This is a genomic window from Caldimonas sp., from assembly GCF_046289365.1.
Lineage (GTDB): Bacteria > Pseudomonadota > Gammaproteobacteria > Burkholderiales > Burkholderiaceae_C > Caldimonas.
In genome coordinates, this window is sequence record NZ_JBKBVU010000044.1 from 1 (window position 1) to 20,284 (window position 20,284).

14 protein-coding genes are annotated in these 20,284 nt (G+C 68.9%); 2 read left to right on the forward strand and 12 right to left on the reverse strand.

The window, feature by feature from the left end; all coding sequences use genetic code 11:
- Window positions 1-1,587 (forward strand): ABC transporter permease (locus ACK42S_RS06690; RefSeq protein ID WP_409704766.1); only part of this gene is annotated, 1,587 nt, incomplete at its 5' end.
- 1 nt (window position 1,588) lies between these two features.
- A complete protein-coding gene (locus ACK42S_RS06695; RefSeq protein WP_409704768.1) occupies window positions 1,589-2,998 on the forward strand; it encodes an efflux transporter outer membrane subunit in 1,410 nt (469 codons plus the stop codon).
- A gap of 1 nt (window position 2,999) precedes the next feature.
- Here ACK42S_RS06695 and ACK42S_RS06700 read toward each other — a convergent pair whose 3' ends face one another.
- The 12 genes from ACK42S_RS06700 to ACK42S_RS06755 form a co-directional block, all read right to left on the reverse strand.
- Window positions 3,000-5,255 carry a diguanylate cyclase domain-containing protein gene (locus tag ACK42S_RS06700; RefSeq protein WP_409704770.1) on the reverse strand — a complete coding sequence of 752 codons (2,256 nt, stop codon included), beginning with the start codon at window positions 5,253-5,255 and terminating at the stop codon, window positions 3,000-3,002.
- Window positions 5,256-5,306: 51 nt separating this feature from the next.
- Window positions 5,307-6,482 (reverse strand): 2Fe-2S iron-sulfur cluster-binding protein, encoded by a 1,176-nt coding sequence (locus ACK42S_RS06705; RefSeq protein ID WP_409704772.1) that lies wholly within the window; start codon window positions 6,480-6,482, stop codon window positions 5,307-5,309.
- A 10-nt stretch (window positions 6,483-6,492) separates the two neighbouring features.
- A complete protein-coding gene (locus ACK42S_RS06710) occupies window positions 6,493-7,293 on the reverse strand; it encodes a PepSY domain-containing protein (RefSeq protein WP_409704774.1) in 801 nt (266 codons plus the stop codon).
- 20 nt (window positions 7,294-7,313) lie between these two features.
- Window positions 7,314-9,470: a TonB-dependent receptor plug domain-containing protein gene (locus ACK42S_RS06715; protein ID WP_409704776.1), complete on the reverse strand. Its 2,157-nt coding sequence runs from the start codon at window positions 9,468-9,470 to the stop codon at window positions 7,314-7,316.
- A complete protein-coding gene (locus ACK42S_RS06720; RefSeq protein WP_409704778.1) occupies window positions 9,467-10,822 on the reverse strand; it encodes a hypothetical protein in 1,356 nt (451 codons plus the stop codon). Before ACK42S_RS06720 ends, ACK42S_RS06715 begins: the two co-directional genes overlap by 4 nt.
- 185 nt (window positions 10,823-11,007) lie before the next feature.
- Window positions 11,008-11,694 carry a Fe2+-dependent dioxygenase gene (locus ACK42S_RS06725; RefSeq protein ID WP_409704780.1) on the reverse strand — a complete coding sequence of 229 codons (687 nt, stop codon included), beginning with the start codon at window positions 11,692-11,694 and terminating at the stop codon, window positions 11,008-11,010.
- Window positions 11,695-11,713: 19 nt separating this feature from the next.
- Window positions 11,714-14,014 carry a TonB-dependent receptor gene (locus tag ACK42S_RS06730; RefSeq protein WP_409704782.1) on the reverse strand — a complete coding sequence of 767 codons (2,301 nt, stop codon included), beginning with the start codon at window positions 14,012-14,014 and terminating at the stop codon, window positions 11,714-11,716.
- Window positions 14,015-14,220: 206 nt separating this feature from the next.
- Window positions 14,221-15,192 carry a PDR/VanB family oxidoreductase gene (locus ACK42S_RS06735; RefSeq protein ID WP_409704784.1) on the reverse strand — a complete coding sequence of 324 codons (972 nt, stop codon included), beginning with the start codon at window positions 15,190-15,192 and terminating at the stop codon, window positions 14,221-14,223.
- Window positions 15,193-15,199: 7 nt separating this feature from the next.
- The gene (locus ACK42S_RS06740) at window positions 15,200-16,246 is read right to left on the reverse strand and encodes a Rieske 2Fe-2S domain-containing protein (RefSeq protein WP_409704786.1); all 1,047 of its coding nucleotides are present in this window, start codon (window positions 16,244-16,246) and stop codon (window positions 15,200-15,202) included.
- A gap of 101 nt (window positions 16,247-16,347) precedes the next feature.
- Window positions 16,348-16,809 carry a MarR family winged helix-turn-helix transcriptional regulator gene (locus ACK42S_RS06745; RefSeq protein WP_409704788.1) on the reverse strand — a complete coding sequence of 154 codons (462 nt, stop codon included), beginning with the start codon at window positions 16,807-16,809 and terminating at the stop codon, window positions 16,348-16,350.
- A gap of 3 nt (window positions 16,810-16,812) precedes the next feature.
- On the reverse strand, window positions 16,813-18,579 hold the full coding sequence (locus ACK42S_RS06750) for a diguanylate cyclase domain-containing protein (protein ID WP_409704790.1): 1,767 nt from the start codon (window positions 18,577-18,579) through the stop codon (window positions 16,813-16,815).
- Window positions 18,580-18,646: 67 nt separating this feature from the next.
- Window positions 18,647-20,038, reverse strand: coding sequence for an oxygenase MpaB family protein (locus ACK42S_RS06755; RefSeq protein WP_409704792.1), 1,392 nt, complete (start codon window positions 20,036-20,038; stop codon window positions 18,647-18,649).
- Between the last annotated feature and the right edge of the window lie 246 nt (window positions 20,039-20,284).

The window sequence follows — 20,284 nt, forward strand, 5'->3', positions numbered from 1 at the left end:
CGCCATGCGCGCGCGCAGGCGCTGCTGGACAGCTTGGGCCTGGCCGAGCGGGCGCATCACCGGCCGAGCCAGCTCTCGGGCGGGCAGCAGCAGCGCGTGTCGATCGCCCGCGCGCTGATGAACGGCGGGCGCATCCTGCTGGCCGACGAACCCACCGGCGCGCTGGACAGCAAGACCGGCGAGGAGGTGATGCGGCTGCTGACCGATTTGTGGCGGCGCGGGCACACGGTCATCGTGATCACCCACGAACGGGAGGTGGCCGACCATGCCCGGCGCATCATCGAGATCAAGGACGGGCGCATCGTTGCCGACCGGGCACAACCTGGGCCGGCGGGGCACGCCGGCGTCGCCGTCCCGGCCCCGCCGACGCCGCCCGGCCATGAGGGCACGCTCGCAGCCGAGATCGTCGAGGCCGCGAAGATGGCGTGGCGCTCGCTGCGCAGCAACGTCTTCCGCTCGGTGCTCACGCTGCTGGGCATCGTGATCGGCGTGGCCTCGGTGATCGCGATGATGGCCATCGGCGACGGTGCCAAGCAGCAGGTGCTCGAGCGGGTCAGCGCGATGGGCTCGAACCTGCTGCTGGTGCGTCCCGGCGCGCCCAATCAGCGCGGATCGGGGGGCATCACCACCTTGGTGAACGACGACGTGAGGGCCATCAACGACGAGGTGCCCAATGTGCTGGCGGCCATCCCCGAGCAGAACACCTCGGTGACGGTGCGCTTTGGCCACCAGGACTTCCAGACCTATGCCAATGGCACCTCGCACCTGTTCCCGCTGGCGCGCCAGTGGCCGGTGGAGCGTGGCGTCTTCTTCAGCGAGGCCGATGCGCGCGACTACGCCGCCGTGGCCGTGCTCGGGCAGACGGTGGTGCGTGCGCTGTTTCCCGAGGGCGAGGACCCGCTGGGCCAGCACGTGCTGGTCAACAACCTCGTCTTTCAGGTGATCGGCGTGATGGCCGAGCGCGGAGCCTCGCCCTCGGGCTGGGACCTCGACGACGTCATCTTCATCCCCTTCGAGACCAGCAGCCTGCGCGTGTCGGGGCAGCGCCATTTGCGCAACGTGACGGTGGCGGTGCAAGACGTCAGCCGCATCGATCAGACGCAGCAGGACGTGGAGCTGCTGCTGCTGGAGCGCCACGGCGTGGTGGACTATCAGATCCGCAACATGGCCTCGGTCATCGAGACCACCGAGCAGACGGCCAACACCATGACCTTGCTGCTGGGCTCGATCGCAGCCATCTCGCTGTTGGTGGGCGGCATCGGCGTGATGAACATCATGCTGGTGTCGGTGACCGAGCGCACGCGCGAGATCGGCATCCGCATGGCCACCGGCGCGCGTGAGCGCAACATCATGCAGCAGTTCCTCATCGAGGCCCTGGTGGTCACGGCCCTGGGCGGCGCGGTGGGGGTGGCCCTGGGCCTGGGGGTGGCGGCCTTGTTGGGGGCCCTGGGCGTGGCGGTGCAGGTGGCGGCCCTGCCGGTGCTGCTGGCCTTCGGTTGCGCTTTTGCCACCGGGCTGGTGTTTGGATTTCTGCCGGCGCGCAAGGCCGCGCGCCTGGACCCGGTGGTGGCCTTGGCGGCCCAATGACATGCGTGTTCGTTCGTTTTCTTTGCGTATCGTGGCGGCGGCACTCGGTGGCGTCCTGGGGCTGGCCGGTTGTGCGGGCCCTGCGCCTGCGCCGCGCGCCGAGCTGGCCATGCCTGCGGCCTGGGGCCTGCCCGTGCAGACCTCGGTGGCTGCCGATGGCACCTGGTGGCGCCACTTCGGCGCCCCGTTGCTGCCCGAGCTGATCGAGCAAGCCCTGGCAGCCAATCCCGACCTTGCCCAGACGGCCGAGCGGGTGGTGCAAGCCGAACTCCAGTTGCGCAGCGTCGGCGCCTCGCTGTGGCCGACGCTGGGCGTCACGGCGGGCAGCTCGGCGCGGCACAGCGACGGGGGCTCGGGGCCCTCGGCGCGCAGCGAGTCCACCAGCGCTGCGCTGACGGTGAGTTACGAAGTGGATCTGTGGGGCCGGCTGGCCGCGCAGCAGCGCAGCGCGCAGGCCGCCCTCCAGGCCAGCCGCTTCGATCTGGACAGCGCCCGCCTGAGCCTGGCCGCCGCCGTGGCGCAGACCTGGTTCCAGTCCTTGGCCCTGCGCGTGCGCGTGGACATCGCCCGTGACAACCTCGCGTTGGCCGAGCGCTTGTTGTCCATCGTCGAGGTGCGCTACCGCAACGGTGCGGCCTCGGCGGTGGATCTCAGCCGCCAGCGCACCACGGTGCTGAGTCAGCGCGCCGCGCTGCTGCCCTTGCAGGAGCAGTTGCGCCAAACCGAAGGAGCGCTGGCCTTGCTGCTGGGGCGCGCACCGCAGGGCTTCGAGGCGCCGCCGGCGAGCTTCGCAGCCTTGCCCATTCCCGAGGTGGCGCCGGGGCTGCCCTCCGAGCTGCTGCGGCGCCGGCCCGACCTGGCTGCCGCCGAGGCCCGGCTGGCAGCAGCGGCGGCCGATGTGCAAGCCGCACGGGCCGCCTTGCTGCCCTCGTTCGAGCTTTCGGGATCGGCGGGCCTGGCCTCGATGGCCTTGCTGTCCCTGAGCAACCCGGTGGGCACGGCGACGCTGGCGGCCTCGCTCGCCCAAAGTCTGTTCGACGGCGGGCGCCGCCAAGCGCAGGTGGCGCTGAGCGAATCGCAACGCCGCGCGCTGGTGGAGAGCTACCGCGCGGCGGTGCTGGCGGCGTTGCAGGAGGTGGAGTTGGCGCTCACCCAGGCGGCGCGCTATCACGACCAGGAAGCCACCCAGCAACGCATTCTGGAGGAGGCCCAGCGGACGCTGCAATTGGCCGAACGCCGGTATCGGGAGGGCGTGGACGATCTGGCCACTTTGCTGGATGCCCAGCGCACCTTGTTTGCCGCGCAAGACAACCTCGTCCAGACCCGTCTGGCGCGTTTGACGACCGCCGTGGCTTTGTACAAGGCCCTGGGCGGGGGCTGGCAGGCCGACACGGCAGCCACGCCGGGCTGACTCATTCGGCCACGGACACCCGCCCGCGCCCGGCCTGTTTGGCCCGGTACAGCTGCGCATCGGCCCGCGCGACGAGCTGCTCGAGCGTCTGGGCTTGCGTGGGCCACAGGGCCAGGCCGGCGCTGGCGCCGATGTGCAGCACCCGCTCGCCCACGCGGAAAGGCTGGTGCGCGGCCTCCAAGAGTTTGTCGGCCACGACGCGCGAGTCGTGCGCCGTCTGCACCCCGGGCAGCAGCACGGCGAACTCGTCGCCACCGATGCGTGCGACGCTGTCGTGTGCACGCAGGCGGCGTTGCAGGCGCTGGGCGAACAGGCGCAACACCTCATCGCCCACCGGGTGGCCGTGGGTGTCGTTCACCGGCTTGAAGTGATCCAGGTCCAGATAGACGAGGGCGAATCCGGGGGCGGCGCTGTCCTGCGCGGTCAAGGCGCGCAAACGGGCCTCGAAGCCGGCGCGGTTGAGCAAGCCGGTCAAGGGGTCGATTTCGGCCAGGCTCTTCCAGTGCTCGGCCTCGGCTTTGTGGGTGGTCACGTCATGGGCGAACTCGACGAAGCCGTCCACACTGCCGTCGTCCAGCCGCAAGGGCACACAACTGACCCGCAGGCACCGCCGCTCGCGTTGCACGAGATGCTCACGCTCGAACTGCACTTCCTCGCCGGCCAGGGCCTGCTGCCACCACGCACGGCTGGCATTGGCGTGCTGTAGGCCAAGCACCTCATCCAAGGACTGTCCGAGCAGCTCGCTTTCGCTGCGTTGCAGCCACAGCGCATAGGCCCGGTTGACGTAGCGCACCCGCTCATCGGCGCCAACCACGGCCACCAAGGTGGGCAAGCGATCGGCCACCGAGCGCAGCATGGCGGCTTGCCGCTGCGCTTGCCGTTGCATGGCGGCTTGATCCGTGATGTCGCGCATCACCCCCGAGAAGTGGGTGATGCGGCCGGCGTCGTCGCGATGGGCGATCACGAGATGGCTGACGCGCCGCTCATGCCCCTGGGCATCGTAAAAGCCGGTTTCCCCCACCCAGTGGCCCTGTTCGAGCACCGCCGGCACGATCTCCTGCCGGAACTGCTCGTTGGTCTGCGCAGTGTTGAAGTCGCTGTACACATGGTTGTGCACCGGCTGATCGGGCGCCAGACCCAACACGCGGCGGGCGGCCGGGTTCAAATAGAGCAGACGCCCGCGTACGTCGGTTTGGATGATGTAGTCCGTCGAGGCTTCGAACAGCGTGGCCCGCTCGCGCTCACGGCTGCGCAGCTCGTTCAACAGCGCTTGAAAGTCGCGGGCCAGATCGCCGCGTTCGTCGCGACTGCGCGTATCGATCGCCACGTTGGCCTGCGGGTCGCGCCGCAAGATGTGGATGGCGCGGTGCAGGCCGGCCAGGGGTTGCAGCATCCAGCGCATCACGGCCCACACGAACGCCGCCGCGGCCAGGGCATACAGCGCCAAATCCGACGCCAGGGCGCGCTGGGCCTGGATCACCGGCGCGCGCACTTCCCAGCCGGGCAGCACCACGCGCAACTCCCAATCGGCCAGGGCCACGATCTTGCGGGTGACCACGGCGTGCGCGTCGCCCGGTGCAGGTGTTTGAGCGGGTCGCAGGATGCGCGAAGGGTCCGGGTGGATCACGTAGACCGGCTCGGGTCCACGGGTGACGATTTCGAAGTGGCCGGTGCGCCCCACGGGGGCCTGCGACATCAGCCCCAGCAGGTTGGGGCGCAGCAGGCGCAAGCCTCCCACCAGCACGGCTTGCAGACGGCCTTGCGCATCGGTCACCGGCACGGCCAGCAGGATCGCCGGACCCGCCCCGGTGCGCGCCTCGATCGGCTCGGACACCAGGCTGCGCGCTTGCGAGCGCATGCGCTGGAAATACTCCCGATCGGCCACGTTGATGTGCCGGCCCGGCGGCAGCGGGGGCTCGTTGGCCACCAGGTTGCCGTCCAAATCCACGAGGGCCAGGCCGTCGAACAGCGCCTTCAGCGGCGAGGGTCGCGACAAAAAGGCTTGCCGGGCGGCGGCATCGCGCAAGGTGGCCGCGTCCAGTTGGGCGGCCTGCGCCTCCAGCACAGTCATGTAGGTGTGCAGTTTGTCGCCCAGGTGGTCGGCCATGGACTCGGCCAAAGCGTCTTGCTGCTCGTCGAGCACCTCACGGAAATCGCGCGCCAGCCGCGAATCCTGCGTCCAGGCCACCACGGCAGCCAAGACCATGATGGCTGCCGCGGCAATCAACGAGACCTTGAGTTTGAGAGACAGTTTCACGGCTGGCATTGTGCCGCCGGACGGTGCGGGCCGCTGCTGGACAATGCGGGGTCATTCGGCCCCAAATCTGCGTCCGAGCGGTCCCGGGGCGATGCCGGCCAGCCGCAGCGGGCCGCTGGGCACGACGCAACACGACAGCACACAGCCTTCGGGCAGCGCCGCCTCGGGCGCCAGCACCTGCCGCACCGTTCCTTCGAGCACCCGCACCGCGCAACGAGCGCAACTGCCGTTGCGGCAGTCGTGGTCCACGGTGACGCCTTGCTCCAGCAAGGCGGCCAGCAGGCTGGGCTGGCCGCTGAAATGCAAGGCTTGCGAATGGCCGACCCAGCGCATGGTGTAGCTCGCGCGGTCCGGGTTGGTTGGCGCGGCGAAGGCCTCGACGTGAATGTCCGCCTCGGGCAGGCCTGCATCGAGCAGCTGGGTGCGCAGGCTGTCCATCATCGGGGCCGATGCGCACATCCATACGGCGCCGGGGCGGCCGCTTTGACTCCAGGCCAGCAGCCGCGCACCCGTCAGACGGCCGCGCTCGCCACGCCAGTCCTCGTGGCGGCCGGTGAACAAGGGCACGAAGCGCAAACGTTCGTGGTGGGCCGCCCAGGCTTCGAACTGCGCCCGGTAGTCCATCCACTCCCTCATGTCCCGTACCGACCAGATCAGCGTCAAAGGCACGGGGCCGCCGCGGCGCAGCCAGTCCTGGGTCAAGGCCCGCATCGGGGTGATGCCGATGCCCCCGGCCACGAGCACTTGTTCGCCTTGCAGCCGGGCCGGCCAGGTGAAATGCCCGGCCGGCGGCAGGGCCCACAAGACGGTGCCGGGATGGGCCTGCTCGTGCAAGCATGACGACACCCGACCGAGCGGTTCGCGCTTGATCGCCAGCTCATACACCCAGGCCAGGTGGCGCCAGCGCCAGCGCGGCAGGGCTGCGAGCGAATAGCGACGGCTTTGCATGCCCTGCGGCTGCGCGAGGTGCAGGGTGAGGTACTGGCCTGCACGTGCGCCACCAGGCCACCAGCGCCATCGGCCGCTGCGAGCGTGCAGCCAGAGTTGGAAGAACGGGCCATGGTCGGCGCGTGCGACCACGCGCCAAGGGCGTGGTTGCGCGGTGCTGCGCCGGCGCGCGTCGAGCCAGCGGCCGCGCAGGGCTTGCACCAGACCATGGGCGACGACGAGGGCCGCCCACAACAGCGCCAGGGCCGACAGGCCCAGCAGGCCATAGGCGAGCCCCATCGGAGCGGATTCAAACGATGTGCGGCTGCGCCGCGGGGCGAGGGCTCGCCTGCAATTGCGCCAGTTGCGCCACCTTGCGACGCTGGCCGCGCCACCACATCACCAGGCCCGTGACGGTGAGCAACACCATGGCCGCACCGACGAGGTCGATCCAGATCCATTCGTACTGCTTGCCGAAGAAGGCCTTGCCGGTGTGCAGATCCATCACGAGCTTGGACACGGTGATCGTGCGCTGCCCGCTGTCGGCCTGCATCGCCAGGATCGCGGCGAGCTGCTCGGTGGCCTGGACAGCGGGCTCCCAGGTCTGCCAATGGCGGCCTTCGTCCTGGCTGACCAGGACATCGGCCTCCTTGGGCACGGCCAGCAGGCCCTCAGGCGTGGCCGTCACCGACCAGAATTCGCCCTCCACAAGCCGCCGCGCTGTGATCTCGCCGGGCTCGACGCGCCACAACCCGTTCTTGGCCGCCACCAGCAGGGCCGAGCCCACGCCGTGCACCGCTCGCACCTCCGACGGCCCGACGATGGGCGTGGGCGCACCCTCGGGGCCGATGCGGTACAGACCCATCTTGCTGCCCAGCCACTGCGTGCCCTGTGCATCGCTCCATAGGGCCCGCACTTCGGTGTCGTTGCGATGCCATGACATGGGCTGTGACATCGGCGACCATGACGCTGGCACGTGCAGGGATTTCAGGCCGAGCGCTTTGTCGTGGGCGATGAACACGGCCGTCAAGCCCACGATGAGGATGGGCAGGGACAGGGCGATGCTCAGCCAGATGTGCCAGCCGCGGAACGATCCGAAACGTGTGGTCATGGCGGGTCCTTTCGTAGGGGTCAGAGGCGGGCCTCGAGGGTGACGAGCAGGCTGCGGCCGCCGGCTTCTTGCTCACGGGTGCGCGCCGTCAGACGGCCGGCACTGTCGTAGGTTTCCTTCTGTTTGGTCTTGCGTGCATCCAACAAATTGGCGCCGGACACACGCAGCGACCAGGTGCGGTCGATGTCCCAGTAGGCGAAGACGTCGAGCAGGCGCAACGCGGATTCGGTGTCACCACTGGTCTTGGCGATACGACCCTGGTAGTTGTAGCGCCAGCCCAGCAGCGTTTTCCATGCGGGGATGCGCCAGTCCATGCCGGTGTTGACCACGTAATGCGGCTGATCGGACAGCGGGGCCGAGCTGCCCGCTTTGCGCGAGAAAAAGCGCGTGTAGTTGCCCATCAGCGCCACGTGCCGCAGGCCCAGCGCGCGCAAGTCCAAGCGCCCGTCGAGCTCGATGGTGCGCACGATGCTCGTGCCCGCGACGTTGTAGGCGCGGTTGTAGTAGAAGCCGTCGCTTTCCGGCCGCGTTTCCTTGGCGATCATGTCGCGGATGTGGCGCTCGCCCAGGTTCAGCGCTGCAAAGCCGTTGCGGCCCTGGAAGTCGGTCTCCAGCCCCAGGTCCCAGCCGCGCGAGCGTTCGGGCTTCAGGTCGGGGTTGCCCACCACGTAGGGGCTGCTGAGCGAACCGTCGCCCGAGGTGATGACCGAACTCAGCTGGTCGAACTTCGGCGGCTTCAGGGTCTGGGCCGCGCCCGCCCGCAGGCGCCAGTGGGGCAGGAAGCTCCACCGCCAGGCGAGGCTGGGGTTCATCGCGAAGCTGTCGCCGTCGCGACGCACCCCCCCCTGATCGACCGAGCCGGCCTCCCGGCGCTCGGCACGAACCCCTCCTGCCAGCACATGGCCCGGTGCGAAAGCCCAGTCGTCACGCAAGAAGAGCACCTGGCGGGTTTCCTCGATGTCCCAGCTCTCGCTGATCTGCGCGGCGCCGTTCCTGAGCTTGTCGTCCATGCGCGTGTCGCGCTGCCATTCCAGGCCCAGGGCCAGGGCATGACCGGCCCAGCCAGTGTAGCGGCCGCCCAGGTGCAGCTTGCGGTTGCGCGCGCGCACGCGGGCGTCTTCGGTCTCGGTGCCGGTGAGCGTGCCGCTGCCGTCGAAGTTGTCCTTGAACTTGAGCTTGTCTTCCTCGGCGGCCTGCCACACCCAGCCGAGCTGGGTGGTCAGCGATTCGTTGACGCGCCGCTGCCACTGGCCGGCCAGCCGCTTGGCGGTGCGCGCCTTGTCCTCATCCTCGTCGGCGCTGCTGTCGCGCACGAAGCCGGTGCCGGCGGCTGGATCGCTGAAGCTGTAGTTGTCCGTGGCCCTGAGCTTGTTGCCTTCGTTGAGGTTGTAGAAGATCGACAGCGTGAAGGTGTCGTCGCCATCGGGCCGGTAGACCAGCCGGGGGCCAAGGCTGAACTCATGCACGCGGTTGTTCTCGCGTTCCATGCTCTCGCTCAGGCCGGTGCGGGCGCCCGTGGCTGCGTCGAAGGTCTCGACAATCTTGGGCTTGGTCTTGAGCTCGTGACGTCGTTGGACGTTGAGCGGCAGCACCAGGGCCAGGCCGTTGTCCCAGCTTCGCGCCATGTTGAGCTGCACAGTGCCCTGAGGAGCGCGATCCTCGTGACCGACATGCAGGCCGGCGCCGACCTTGACGGTGACCTCGGAGCCTTCGACGCGGCGCAGGATCACGTTGATCGTGCCGGCGATGCCGTCGGCGGGCAAGTCGGGCAGGGGGCTGCGATGGATCTCGATGCGATCGACCATGCTCATGGGCAACTGATCGACCTGCACCTGACGATCCTTGGTGGTGCCCATCCACGGCTCGCCATCGATGAGGATCTGGGTGTAGCCCTTGTCCATGCCACGCAGGCGGACGTCCTTGATGTTGCCGGCCGGGCCCGAGAAGCTCATGCCGGGCAGGCGGCGCAGGAAGTCGCCGAGCGTGAGATCGTTGGTCTTGTCGATCTCGTCGCGGCCCACCAGCACCACCGGGTTGGGCGCGGCGATGCGGGCCTGGATTTCGTCGCGGGCGCCGGTGACGATGATTTCCTCCAGGCTCTGGGCCTGAGCCGGGCCCAGCATGGCGAGCACGGCGGCAGCGGCCACCGGGCCGCGCAGGCAGGAACAAGCCTTCATTGCGACACCAGCACGGCAAAGTGAGGCTGGCCGGCGACGCTGCCGGATTCGATGCCGATGTAGCGTGTCTGCCCGGCGTGGGTGACCCGCCAGAACTTGCGCTCCAGCCGCTTGTCGGCCGTCTTGCCGATGAGGTTGCTCACGGCACCCAGCGGTGTCCCGGTTTCGTCCGAGGCCTGGCCGGCGGCATCGACCACCAGCATCGACGCGGTCGGGGCGCAGGCCACGACACGCTGGAACCGCAGGCCGTACAGGGCGGACGGGTCGGCCTTGCGCACTTCCTCGGGGCTGTCCTTCTGCACGGCGGCCGAAGGCAGCATCACGAAGTCATCCCCCAGCGCCGGCCCGCACACCATCAACACGGCGGCATGCACGGCCTGGTAGCAGGCTTCGCCCGGCGGCAGCGTGGCACGGCAATCGTGCCCGTCGCCGGGCCGATAGCTCCGCAGGAAAGACAGGGGCCGGGTGAGGTCGAAGTGGAAGACCTTGCCGATCTTGTCGGTCTTGAGGACCACGGTCTTGATCCACTGGCCCTGGGGGTCGATGTGGATGTCCACATCGTGTTCGTGGAACTTCACCTCGGGCTCGCCTTTGTCGTTGCGGCGGTTCTCGGTGAGCAGCTTGTAGTCGGCCACGGGCCAGCAAAAGCCGGTGGCGTCGGCACAGGGGCCGGGCAGCACCAGGGCGGCCACGTCGGCGCGCGCCTGGGCCAGGCTCAGCGCATTGACGGCCAGGCGCTGCTGCAATTGCTCCAGCACCGCGTCGTGCGGATCGCCGGCGGTGGCGGTAAAGGTGCCGGTGACGAGCGGGAAGTCGGCCAGCGGCGTGGTGTCCACGCCCAGGGCCCGCAGGTAGGGCAGCAAGGCGGTCTGGCCGGCAGCCAAGGTCGATGCGCTCAAGCGCTGGGCGGCCGGTCCCGCGCCGAACGACTCGAAGAAGGCGGCCGGATCGGCCTCGGCCACGCGGGCCAACAGCAAGTCGGTCAAGGGGGTGACGTTGACCCGCCCAAAGCTGGTCAGAGGCGAATACAGCGCTTCGGTCTGCGCGTGCCCGCCCACGGTGCCGCCGCGCACGCGCAGCACGCAAGGCGCGCGCTGGCTGCTGACCGTGACGCGAAAGACGCCTTGGGCGTCGGTGGTCGTGGTGAGTGCGGCGCCCGAGACGCAACGCACCTCGACCTCGGCCCCAGCCACCGGCAAGCCCACGGCGGCCACCCCCTGCACCGCCGCGGCGCGAGCCGGATCGCTGCTGTTCAGTGCCAGGGTGTCGCTGCCGCCGCCACAGGCGGCCAGCAGGCTCAGCGAAGCCAGCGCCGCAAGACAGGTTCCGGCACCAGGGGAAAAGGACCACATGATGGACAGGCTCCAGCGGGAGGGTCGTCGAGGCCAGGGCTGGCCCGCCGCGATCGACGCGTTCGGGGGACTCTGGCTGACGCATCGCCGGACGCAGGGAACCTGCGGCGACATGCGCTGGCTGGGGCGCCGGATATTATAAATGAGAATGAGTCGCAAACGCAACAACGATCAGGGCGCCAGCCTCAGCACTCCGACCACAACCTCAGCAGGTTGTGGTACGTCGCAGTGAGGCGGACGACTTCTCCATCGGCCGGCCCCAGACGTTCGCGCAGGCGCATCAAGGCCAGGTCCATCTTGAACAGCAGGTCGCGCAGGTGGGCATCGCGCACCAGGCTCTGGATGAAGAAGTAGCAGGCCAGCCGTTCGCCGCCTGTGACGGGCTGCACCTGGTGAACGGTGCCGGAGGGATAGATCACGAGACTGCCGGCCGCCCCCTTGAGCGTGCGCCAGCCTTGTGAGGCTTCGATGGTCAGTTCCCCGCCTTCATAGTCCTCGGGATCGCTCAGGAACAGCGTGGCCGACACGTCGGTGCGCAGCCAGCTCCCATCGGGCAATTCGCGCAGGGTGTTGTCCACATGCCAGCGGTAGGCGTTGCGCTCACCGACATAGCGGTTGAAGTTGGGGGGAATGATCTTGTTGGGCAGCGCAGCCGACACCAGCAGCGGATGCCGGTTGAGCGCGCGCATCACCACGCGCCGCAGTTCAGGCAGTGCCGGGTCCTCTTCGGGCAGTTGCAGGTTGTTCTTGGCCGCGAGCGCCTGGGCGCCGGCACTCAGGCCGGCTTGCCAGTCGCACTGGGCCAGGGTGGCGCGGATCCAGGCGAGTTCCTCGCGCGTGAGCACCTCGTCGAGCACCAGGAAATCAGTCATGGATCCGCCTCTTCGTGGATCAGAAGTCGTGACGTAGGGTCACAAGCAACTGGCGTGCACGCCCGGGAATGGCCTGGGCGCCGCCTTCGGCCAGCTCGGCAATGTACGCCTTGTCGAACGCATTGTTCAGGTTGACGCGCACCTGCGTGGCCCGGCTGAAGCGGTAGGCTGCGTAGAGGTCGGCCACCGTGTGACCGTGCACGCGCACTTTGTACACCGTGTCGGTGCCCACCGGATCGACGCCGCTGGTGAACGAGGAGCTGTGTCGCACACCCCCGCCCACGGTCCACGCGTTGGACAGGTCATAGGTGCTGAACAGCGTGAACGAGTGGCGCGGCGTGCCGCCAAGCTGCTGCGATGTCACATAGGCTTCGTTGGCTCCGGCGCCCGGGGCCGTCTTGATCCTGGAATCCAGGTAGGTGTAGCCCGCATAGAGCTGCCAGCGATTGGTCACATGGCCCGCCGCCAGGGCTTCGAATCCGTCGATCTGATAGCGGTTGTCCGGCAAGCCGGTCACACCCTGGCCCTGGCCCGGAAGGCGACCATTGGTGACGTCGGTGCGGAAGATGGCCGCACCGAGATCGAGTTCGCGGCCGACGCGCCACTTCACGCCGGCTTCGTACGAGCGCATCTTCTCGGGCGGCGTGTCGAATCCGATGCCCACGATGTTCTCGACGGGGTTGCCGCCGGCCAACTGAACGCTGTTGCGGTCGAAGTTGGCCGACATCACGTAGGCATTGCTCACCGACGCATACAGGGAAACGTCGGGGCGCAGCTTGTGCACAAGGCCGAAGGCATAACTCCAGGCGTCATCCTCGCGCTCGTGGGTGGTGTTCAGGGCTTCGTTGGCGCCGGTGAAGCCACGTCGTGTGGCCGTGGCCTTGACCTTGTCCCAGCGCACTGCCGTGAGCAGATCCCATCGAGGCGTGAGTGCCATGGTGTCGATCGCATAGGCTGCCATCTCGCGCGTCTTCAGCGTGTAGGTCGTGCCGTCATAGGCGGGAATGCCGTAGCGGCCGCCGCCGATTACCTGGTAGGGGCCCAGGCGAGGGTGCGTCGGATTGCGCAGCGAGGTGAGCGGGCCGCGGGTGTCCAGGCGGCGTTTGTTGGCGTACTGGTTGGTGGCGAACTCCGCACCGAGGACCATGTCGTGCTGGACGGCGCCGGTGAGGAAGCTGAAGGACACGTCGGTCTGGTTGTGGAAGCCCTCGTCGCGCTGGTCGCGCGGTTTGGTTTCGCCGCGTGCACAGGGGTTGGCCACCGTGCATTCGGTCACGAAGCCGTCGGTGGTGTTCGACCCGATGGCGCCGACGAACAGGCGCGGAGAGGACACCCAGCCGTCGTTGTGCACGCGCGAGACGCGCGTCTGGTTGCGCAGCACGACGCTGTTGTCGAAGCGGTGCTGCACGGCCAGGCCCAGTTCGTTCACATCCACCTGCTTGCGATCGTTGGGATGGCCGTAGTAGTTGCTGTAGTCGATCCCAGGCGCCACGCTGGTCTCGATGCCGCGCAGCGTGCCCAGCAGGTTGTTGCGATCGGTGGGCAGTCCGGCGTCCGGACGGTCATCGGCACGCAGGTGCAGGACCTCGGCGGTGACCTGGGTGGCCTGGCCCAGCCCCCAGGTGTAGGCGGCATGCAGGCCATAGCGCTGTTCCTCGGCCAGGTCGCGGCCGGGGATGTCGGCATCGTGCGCCATCAGGTTAAGGCGCACCGCGCTGTGCTCCGATACGGTCCGGTTGAGGTCGAGCTCCAGACGCTTCATGTCGTCCGTGCCCAGTGTCAGCTGTGCACGCCCCTTGTCTTCCAGCGACGGCTTCTTGGTGACGAAGTTGACAGTGCCGCCCGCCCCGCCGCGGCCGGTGAAGGCCGAATTCGGGCCCTTGGTGACTTCGAGCTGATCGACGTAGAAGGGATCGCGGAAATAGTTGCCCAGGCTGCGCGCGCCATTGACCTTGATGTCGTCACGCGCATTGAAGCCGCGGATCTTGAACTGGTCGCCGCTGGGCGGGTTGCCTTCGCCCACCTGCAGGCTGATGCCCGGAATGTTCTTCAGCGCATCGCGCAGTGAGGTGGTGCCCTGCTCCTGCAACAGGTCGTCGGGCAACACGGTGATGAGCTGAGGCGTGTCCTTCAGTTCGCGGGTGTAGCGCAGGCTGTCCATCTGCTCGCCGCGGAACGAGCGGACCTCGACGGCTGGCAGCTCGGCTTGTGCAGCAGGGGCAGGCGGGTTGGATGCGGTCTGGGCAGACGCGAGGGATCCCCAGGAAGCGATGGCCAGGGCCAGGGGCGTCAAGGGGCAAGGACGGGACGTACGGCGCATGGATTCTCCAGAATGAGGCAGCCCACGCCAAGCGCATCCAGGGCGTGGCTGTCAGAGGTGATCAAGAAGGGGTGGCCGCGCTGCGTCGTGTTGTCTTGATTGTTCTCAAGGCGGCGCGGCTGGAGAATGTAACAGAATTGCAAACAATAAATATTCTTATTCCGATTTGTGATCGTGGTGTTTCGCTTCCATCCGGCTCCCTGGGCTCACAGGTCCAGGACCAGCCGCGCCGATTTCGCGCGGGAACAACAGGGGGTGAACCGGTCGCCCGCGGCCTGTTCCTCGGGGGTGAGGTAGACATCGCGGTGATCGATCTCGCCGTCGAGCACGCGGGTGAGGCAGGTGCCGCACACGCCCTGCTCGCACGAGACCATCACGTCCACGCCGCACGCGGCCAGGGCCTGCACGACCGTCTGCCCGGCGGCCACCGGCACCACGCGGCCGGAACTGGCCAGCACCACCTCGAAGGCGCGGTCGCCCTCGGTGGACACCGGCTCGGCCGAGAAGAACTCGTAATGCAGCCGTGCCTGCGCCCATCCGCGCCCACGCGCCGCGCCCAGCACCGCGTCCATGAAACCCTTGGGGCCGCAGACGTAGAGGTGGGTGTGCGCGTCGGCCGCCGCCAGCACGGCGTCGAGCCGGAACTGCTGCTCGGCCGGGCCGTCGTCGTGGTGGAAATGCACCTGCGCGGCGAAGGCCGAGGCCTCGATGCGCGAGGCGAAGGCCGTGCGCTCGCGCGAGCGGGTGCAATAGTGCATCGTGAATGCGGCGCCGGTGGCGGCCAGGCGCTCGGCCATGCACAGCAGTGGCGTGATGCCGATGCCGCCGGCCAGCAGCAGGTGGTGAGCGGCCTCATGCGCCAGCGCGAAGTGGTTGCGTGGCGGGCTGATGGTGAGCTCGTCGCCTTCGTGCACCTGCTCGTGCATCGCACGCGAGCCGCCGCGGGTGGCCGGGTCTTTCAGCACGGCGATGAGGTAGCGGTGGGTCTCGGCCGCGTCGTTGCACAACGAGTACTGGCGCACCAGGCCACCGGGCAGGTGCACGTCGATGTGCGAGCCGGCCGAAAACGCCGGCAGCGGCCGGCCATCGGCCGACACCAGCTCGAAGCTGCAGATGCCTTCGGCCTCGACGGCCTTGCGCGCGACCTTGACGCGCAACGAAGCAGGCGCGGTGCTCATCGCACGCTCACGCGGCGGCTGCCACCGGCTCGCCGCGTTCCGCGGCGATCAGGCGATCGAGGATGCGCCGGGCCTGCACGCCGCCGGCATCGGTGTTCAGGCTGAGCAGCTTGCGCCCGGGGTGACGCGACAGATTGGCCTGCTGGCCTTCGAGCATGGCGAGGTCTTCCGAGAAGATCTTGCCCTGGCCTTCGCGGATCTTGGCCGTCAGCGCCGCGTCGTGCGGCTGGAAGTGCCGTGCCATGCCCCAGAAGTACCACATCGTGGTGTCGGTCTCGGGCGTGAGAAAGTCCACCACGAGGGCATAGACCTTGTCCTTCGGGTCGGCGTGGACCCCGCCGCGGCCGGCCAAGGCTACGCCCACCTCGATCATCACGTGGCTGGGGGGTGTGAAGTGGCAGATCTGCCAGCGGTCTACCGGCTGGTCGTCGGGCAGGCCGTGGCCGCGCAGGGCCATCTGCCAAAAGGGCGGGGCCATGATGCCTTGCATGTGGCGGCTGGTGGTGACGTGCTCGCCCTCCACCTTGGTGATGGGCGTGGCCTCGTCGATCTCCTTCTGGCCGATGCTGTTGGCGTGCACGTAGGTCTCGTGCGTGAGGTCCATCAGGTTGTCGATCATGAGCCGGTAGTCGCAGCGGATGTGGTACAGGCCGCCGCCATAGGCCCACTCGGGGTTGTGCGCCCAGGGCAGGTCGGGGATGAGCGCCGCATCGGCCTGGGCGGCATCGCCCGGCCACACCCAGATGAAGCCATGGCGCTCCACCGCCGGGTAGGCGCGGATGGCCGGGAAGCCGCGCACGCGCTGATTGGGCATGGCCAGCGTCTTGCCGTCGCAGCCCATCTCCAGGCCGTGGTAGCCGCACACCAGCTTGCCTTCACAGACCCGGCCCTGCGACAGCGGCGCGCCCCGGTGGGGGCAGAAATCCTCGAGTGCGGCCACGCCTTCGGCGGCGCGGTAGATCACCAGCGGCTCGCCCGCGATGATGCGGCCCAGGGGGCGGTCGGCGATCTCGTCTGGGGTGCAGGCGACGTACCAGGTGTTCTTGAGATACATGGGGCGACCTCGCAGGAGTGGGGTGGGGCTGTCCGTCATTCAGTATGCTGAATGTGGGTCCAGTTTACTGCGATCTGACGCCTCCTGGGGGCCGTGCGGGACTAGGGTTGACCCGGGGTCGGGGGCTCGTCGAGGTGGACGAATTTGCGCAACAGGCGCATGAATTCGCGTTGCTCGGCCGGGTCGAGGCGGCCCATCAGGCGCTGCTGCATCCGGTGCATCTTGGGCGTGAGCTCGGCCAGCAGAGCCTGCCCGGCCGGGGTGAGCAGCAGCCGGCGCTGGCGGCGCGGCAGCAGTTCGCGCACGATCCAGCCCTTGGCTTCCAGGCGCGCGGCGATGTCGGCGGTGGTGGAGGTGTCCAGGGCCACCATCTGCGCGGCGGTGACCTGGTCGATGCCGGGGTGCTCGTGCAGCATGCGCAGCACGGCGTACTGCACCGGCGTCACGTCGCGGCCCAGGGCCTCGTGGAAATGCGCCACGGCGATCTGGTGGGCCCGGCGGATCAGGTGGCCGGGCTGGTCGTAGAGCTGGATGGACAGGGGGTCGGAAGGGTCGGCTTGCATGCGTCAGGCGTTGGCAGGGTCCAGTCGGGCCGGACCGACGGGCCGTGCGCGCACCAGGCAGCCCTTGCCGGCCTGCTTGCCGGCGTACATGGCGGCGTCGGCCGCGCGCAGCAGGTTGCTGCCCTCGGTGCCGTCCAGCGGCGCCAGCGCATAGCCGATGGTCAGGCCCACATCGCATTGCAGCCCGGGCAGGTTGAGGGGGGCCTGGAAGGAGGCCAGCAGGTGCTCGCCGATGGTCAGCGCCTGCAGTTCATTGCGCAGGCCGCTGGCCAGCACGATGAACTCGTCGCCCCCCAGGCGCCCGACCACGTCGCTGGAGCGCATGCACTCGCGCAGGCGATGGGCCACGGCGATGAGCAGCTGGTCGCCCACCTCATGGCCGTGCTGGTCGTTGATGGGCTTGAAGCCGTCCAGGTCGATCAGATACACGGCCATGAGCTGGTCGCCCTGGCAGTGAGGCAGCATGGCACTCAAGGTGGCGTCGATGCCGCGCCGGTTGGCCAGGCCGGTGAGAGGGTCGGTGTAGGCCAGCGAGCGCAGGGTGTCGTGCTCGCGCGCCATGTTCAGGGCCGCGCTGTGCTGGGCCTTCAGGCGCAGGCCCAGCACGCGCATGAAGAGCAGCATGTCCAGCGTGGCGCCGAACTGGAAGGAGTGCAGGGTCCAGAAGTTCACCGGCAGCCGGCCGTTGATCACCCCGATCAAGATGGCGGTGGCGACGAAGTACACCGTCCAGGCCAGCAGGAAGGTGAAGCCGATCGGATCGCCCCGCCGGGCCCGCCGGATGGCACCCCGCACGCCCATCAGCGCGGGCACCAGGCCCAGCACGCTGACCAGGCTGCTGATCGTGCGGGTCTCCACCAGACCCAGGGCATAGACGATGGCCACGCCGGCCGTGAACCAGGCCCCCGCATGCATGGTCTGCACGAAGCGCCGCGAGGTGTCGGGCCCGGAAAGGGCCTCGGCAATGAAGAGGAAGGAGCCCGTGGTGGCCAGCAGCGCGGCCAGGCCGCCGGCGCGCACCTCCAGCCACTGGCTGCCGGGCCAGAGGTACTGGGCGCCCACGCCGAAGAAGTACACCGAGAACATCAGGCTGCCGAAGGTCATCAGCGTGTACTTCAGGAACAGCGTCTCGCGCGTGGCCGCCCACTGCGCGAGGCTGTAGATGATCAGGCACAGGCCCAGCCCCAACAGCAGGCCCTGGAGCATCTGCTCGCCCTGCTCGCGCTCGCTGAAGGCCGCGGCGCGGTTCAGGGTGATTGGCAGGATCAGCGCCCCGGTGGTCTGCACGCGCACCAGCAGTTCCTGGCTGTCGCCGGCCACTAGCGGCACGATGGCTGCGTGCCCGCGGGTGCGCAGAGGACGGTCCGACACGGCCAGCCGGTTGCCCAGTGGCCAGTGCTGCTGCACCTGGCCTTCGCGCACCAGGTAGAGATCGACCGCACGCAGTGGAGGGTGGTCGATGTCCAGCACCCAGGCACCGGCACCTTCGGGGCTGACGCTCAGGGGCACCCGCAGCCACACGGCTTCAGGCCGCACGCCCAGGGTCGCGTGGGCCGAGGGTGGGGGCTCGAAAGACTGGCGCAACGCCTCGCCCACCCGCCTTTCGGTGCCGGCCTCCTCGAAACTCACGCTCACCGCAGGCCAGACTGCCAGCACGTCCTGTCGGCCATCGATCGTCAGCGGGGCCGCCCGTGCGACCCCGAGCAAGGCCAGCAGGAGTCCCAGCACCCAGGACAAGGCGGTCAGGTGGCGGACGAAGGGCGGGGACATGGACAGGGCAGGAGGACGATGCAAACCATTATCCAGGGGGCCTCCCGGTCTGTGCAGGGACGGCGCCTCACACCGGGTCGGCCGCGGAAGCCGCAGGCACCCAGGACCCGGACGTCGTGAGCCGGTCCTCCAAGGCGCGCGCCCATGCAGGAGCGTGTGCGTCCTCACTCCAGTGGTGTGCAGTTGTGTGGATTTGTAACAACAGGTGGCTGGGCAGCTTCAGCGGCCGGGTCTGGTCCATCAGCAGGCCGGTGAGGGTGTGGTAGCCCAGGATGCGGCAGAACAGCCGCGAGAGCGAAAAGCCGGGCCACAGCCAGCGGGCGATCCCGTCGATCAGGCGGGTGAGGCCTAGGCCGCCCCAGAAGACCAGCCGCGAGGCCCAGGCGGTGCGGCCGTCCAGGCCCAGCAGCTTCGCCACGTCGCGGCCGCAGAGGTGGCGGGTGAGCAGCGTGGGCACGTCGCGCAGCGCGTGCAGCGGCAGCGTGTCGGTCATCGCGCCCATGAGGGCACGGGCAAGCGCCGGCCGGGGGGCTTCGTTGTGCCGCGGCACCTCGCCCCGGGCCTGCAGGGCCTGGAACTGCGCGGCGGCGCTGTCCATGTCCTGGGGCATCAGGCCGGGTTCAATGCCCAGCAGCGCGCCCACCACGTTCCAGGTGTGCAGGTAGGCCGCCTCGTCGGCCGGCGGCAGGCCCAGGCGCAGCGTGCGCATGCCCCGCAGGAAGACGTAGTGGAAGGTCAGCAGGGTGTAGGCCAGCTCCTCCTGGTTGCAGGGCAGGCCGGCGCGGTCCACGTCCCAGCCTTGGCGCCACATCGCGTAGTGCATGGCACGGGTGCCGGGGGCCGGGGCGTGATAGAGCCGCGGCCGGTGGCGGTCGTGCGAGGCCAGGAGGGCCTCCGGGCTGCCGCGCAGCACCAGGTGGCGGATGCTGGCGTGGATGAGCCGCACCTTCAGGACTTGCGCCACGCCACCGCCGGCCGGGTCGGTCAGGCCGCCCTCCATCATGGCGGGGAAGATCATCGCCGCCGTCATGCGGATGCGGTAGTCGGTGTGCTGTTCGAGCTGGCCGGCCGCATGCAGCACGGCCGCCAGGTCGGGGCGCACATAGCACTCGGGCAGGCTGGCGCAGAACAGCAGCAGGCACGACAGCGGCCCCTGCCCCATGAAGAGGGCTTCGGCGCGGTCGATGCGGCCTGCATCGGCCCAGTCGGGCAGTCGTGCGGCTTGGTCGAGGTAGTCGCGCACCGCCCGTCCGGCATCGCCGGGCAGTGCTTGCGGGTCGGGCTGCCAGGTGGCCAGGTCGCCATTGCGTTGCCAGGCCTCGATCTGGCGGCTCAGCGTGTCCAGCCCTTCCCACGGACGGGCCTCGCTGTCCAGCGCCTTCAGCACGCGGGTGATGGTGTCGTCGGCCAGCGGGTCGGCACGCCAGCGCGGGTCGTGGGTGGGCAGCGGATGCGTCATGCCCGGCTCCCGGTGGCCGGCTGCCACAGCCGCCAGCCGGCCACCGCGGCCAGCAATGCCAGCCCTGACAACAAGGTACGCATGCGCAGGTCTCCTCGGCTGCTCCAGGCAGGAGCCGGTTGATTGTAGCACGCCTCCCGGCCGAGGTCTTCGAGAAAGGACGAAGGTCTTGCAAGCGGTTATTGTCAATAGCTGTGGATGACATCAGGCGGCGTGTCTTGGCACAAAGTTCAAGTGGAATCGCCG

Coding starts and splice junctions, on each gene's coding strand:
- ACK42S_RS06695 (WP_409704768.1), top strand. CDS start 1,589: ATGCGTGTTCGTTCGTTTTCTTTGCGTATCGTGGCGGCGGCACTCGGT.
- ACK42S_RS06705 (WP_409704772.1), bottom strand. CDS start 6,482: ATGGGGCTCGCCTATGGCCTGCTGGGCCTGTCGGCCCTGGCGCTGTTG.
- ACK42S_RS06710 (WP_409704774.1), bottom strand. CDS start 7,293: ATGACCACACGTTTCGGATCGTTCCGCGGCTGGCACATCTGGCTGAGC.
- ACK42S_RS06715 (WP_409704776.1), bottom strand. CDS start 9,470: ATGAAGGCTTGTTCCTGCCTGCGCGGCCCGGTGGCCGCTGCCGCCGTG.
- ACK42S_RS06720 (WP_409704778.1), bottom strand. CDS start 10,822: ATGTGGTCCTTTTCCCCTGGTGCCGGAACCTGTCTTGCGGCGCTGGCT.
- ACK42S_RS06725 (WP_409704780.1), bottom strand. CDS start 11,694: ATGACTGATTTCCTGGTGCTCGACGAGGTGCTCACGCGCGAGGAACTC.
- ACK42S_RS06730 (WP_409704782.1), bottom strand. CDS start 14,014: ATGCGCCGTACGTCCCGTCCTTGCCCCTTGACGCCCCTGGCCCTGGCC.
- ACK42S_RS06735 (WP_409704784.1), bottom strand. CDS start 15,192: ATGAGCACCGCGCCTGCTTCGTTGCGCGTCAAGGTCGCGCGCAAGGCC.
- ACK42S_RS06740 (WP_409704786.1), bottom strand. CDS start 16,246: ATGTATCTCAAGAACACCTGGTACGTCGCCTGCACCCCAGACGAGATC.
- ACK42S_RS06745 (WP_409704788.1), bottom strand. CDS start 16,809: ATGCAAGCCGACCCTTCCGACCCCCTGTCCATCCAGCTCTACGACCAG.
- ACK42S_RS06750 (WP_409704790.1), bottom strand. CDS start 18,579: ATGTCCCCGCCCTTCGTCCGCCACCTGACCGCCTTGTCCTGGGTGCTG.
- ACK42S_RS06755 (WP_409704792.1), bottom strand. CDS start 20,038: ATGACGCATCCGCTGCCCACCCACGACCCGCGCTGGCGTGCCGACCCG.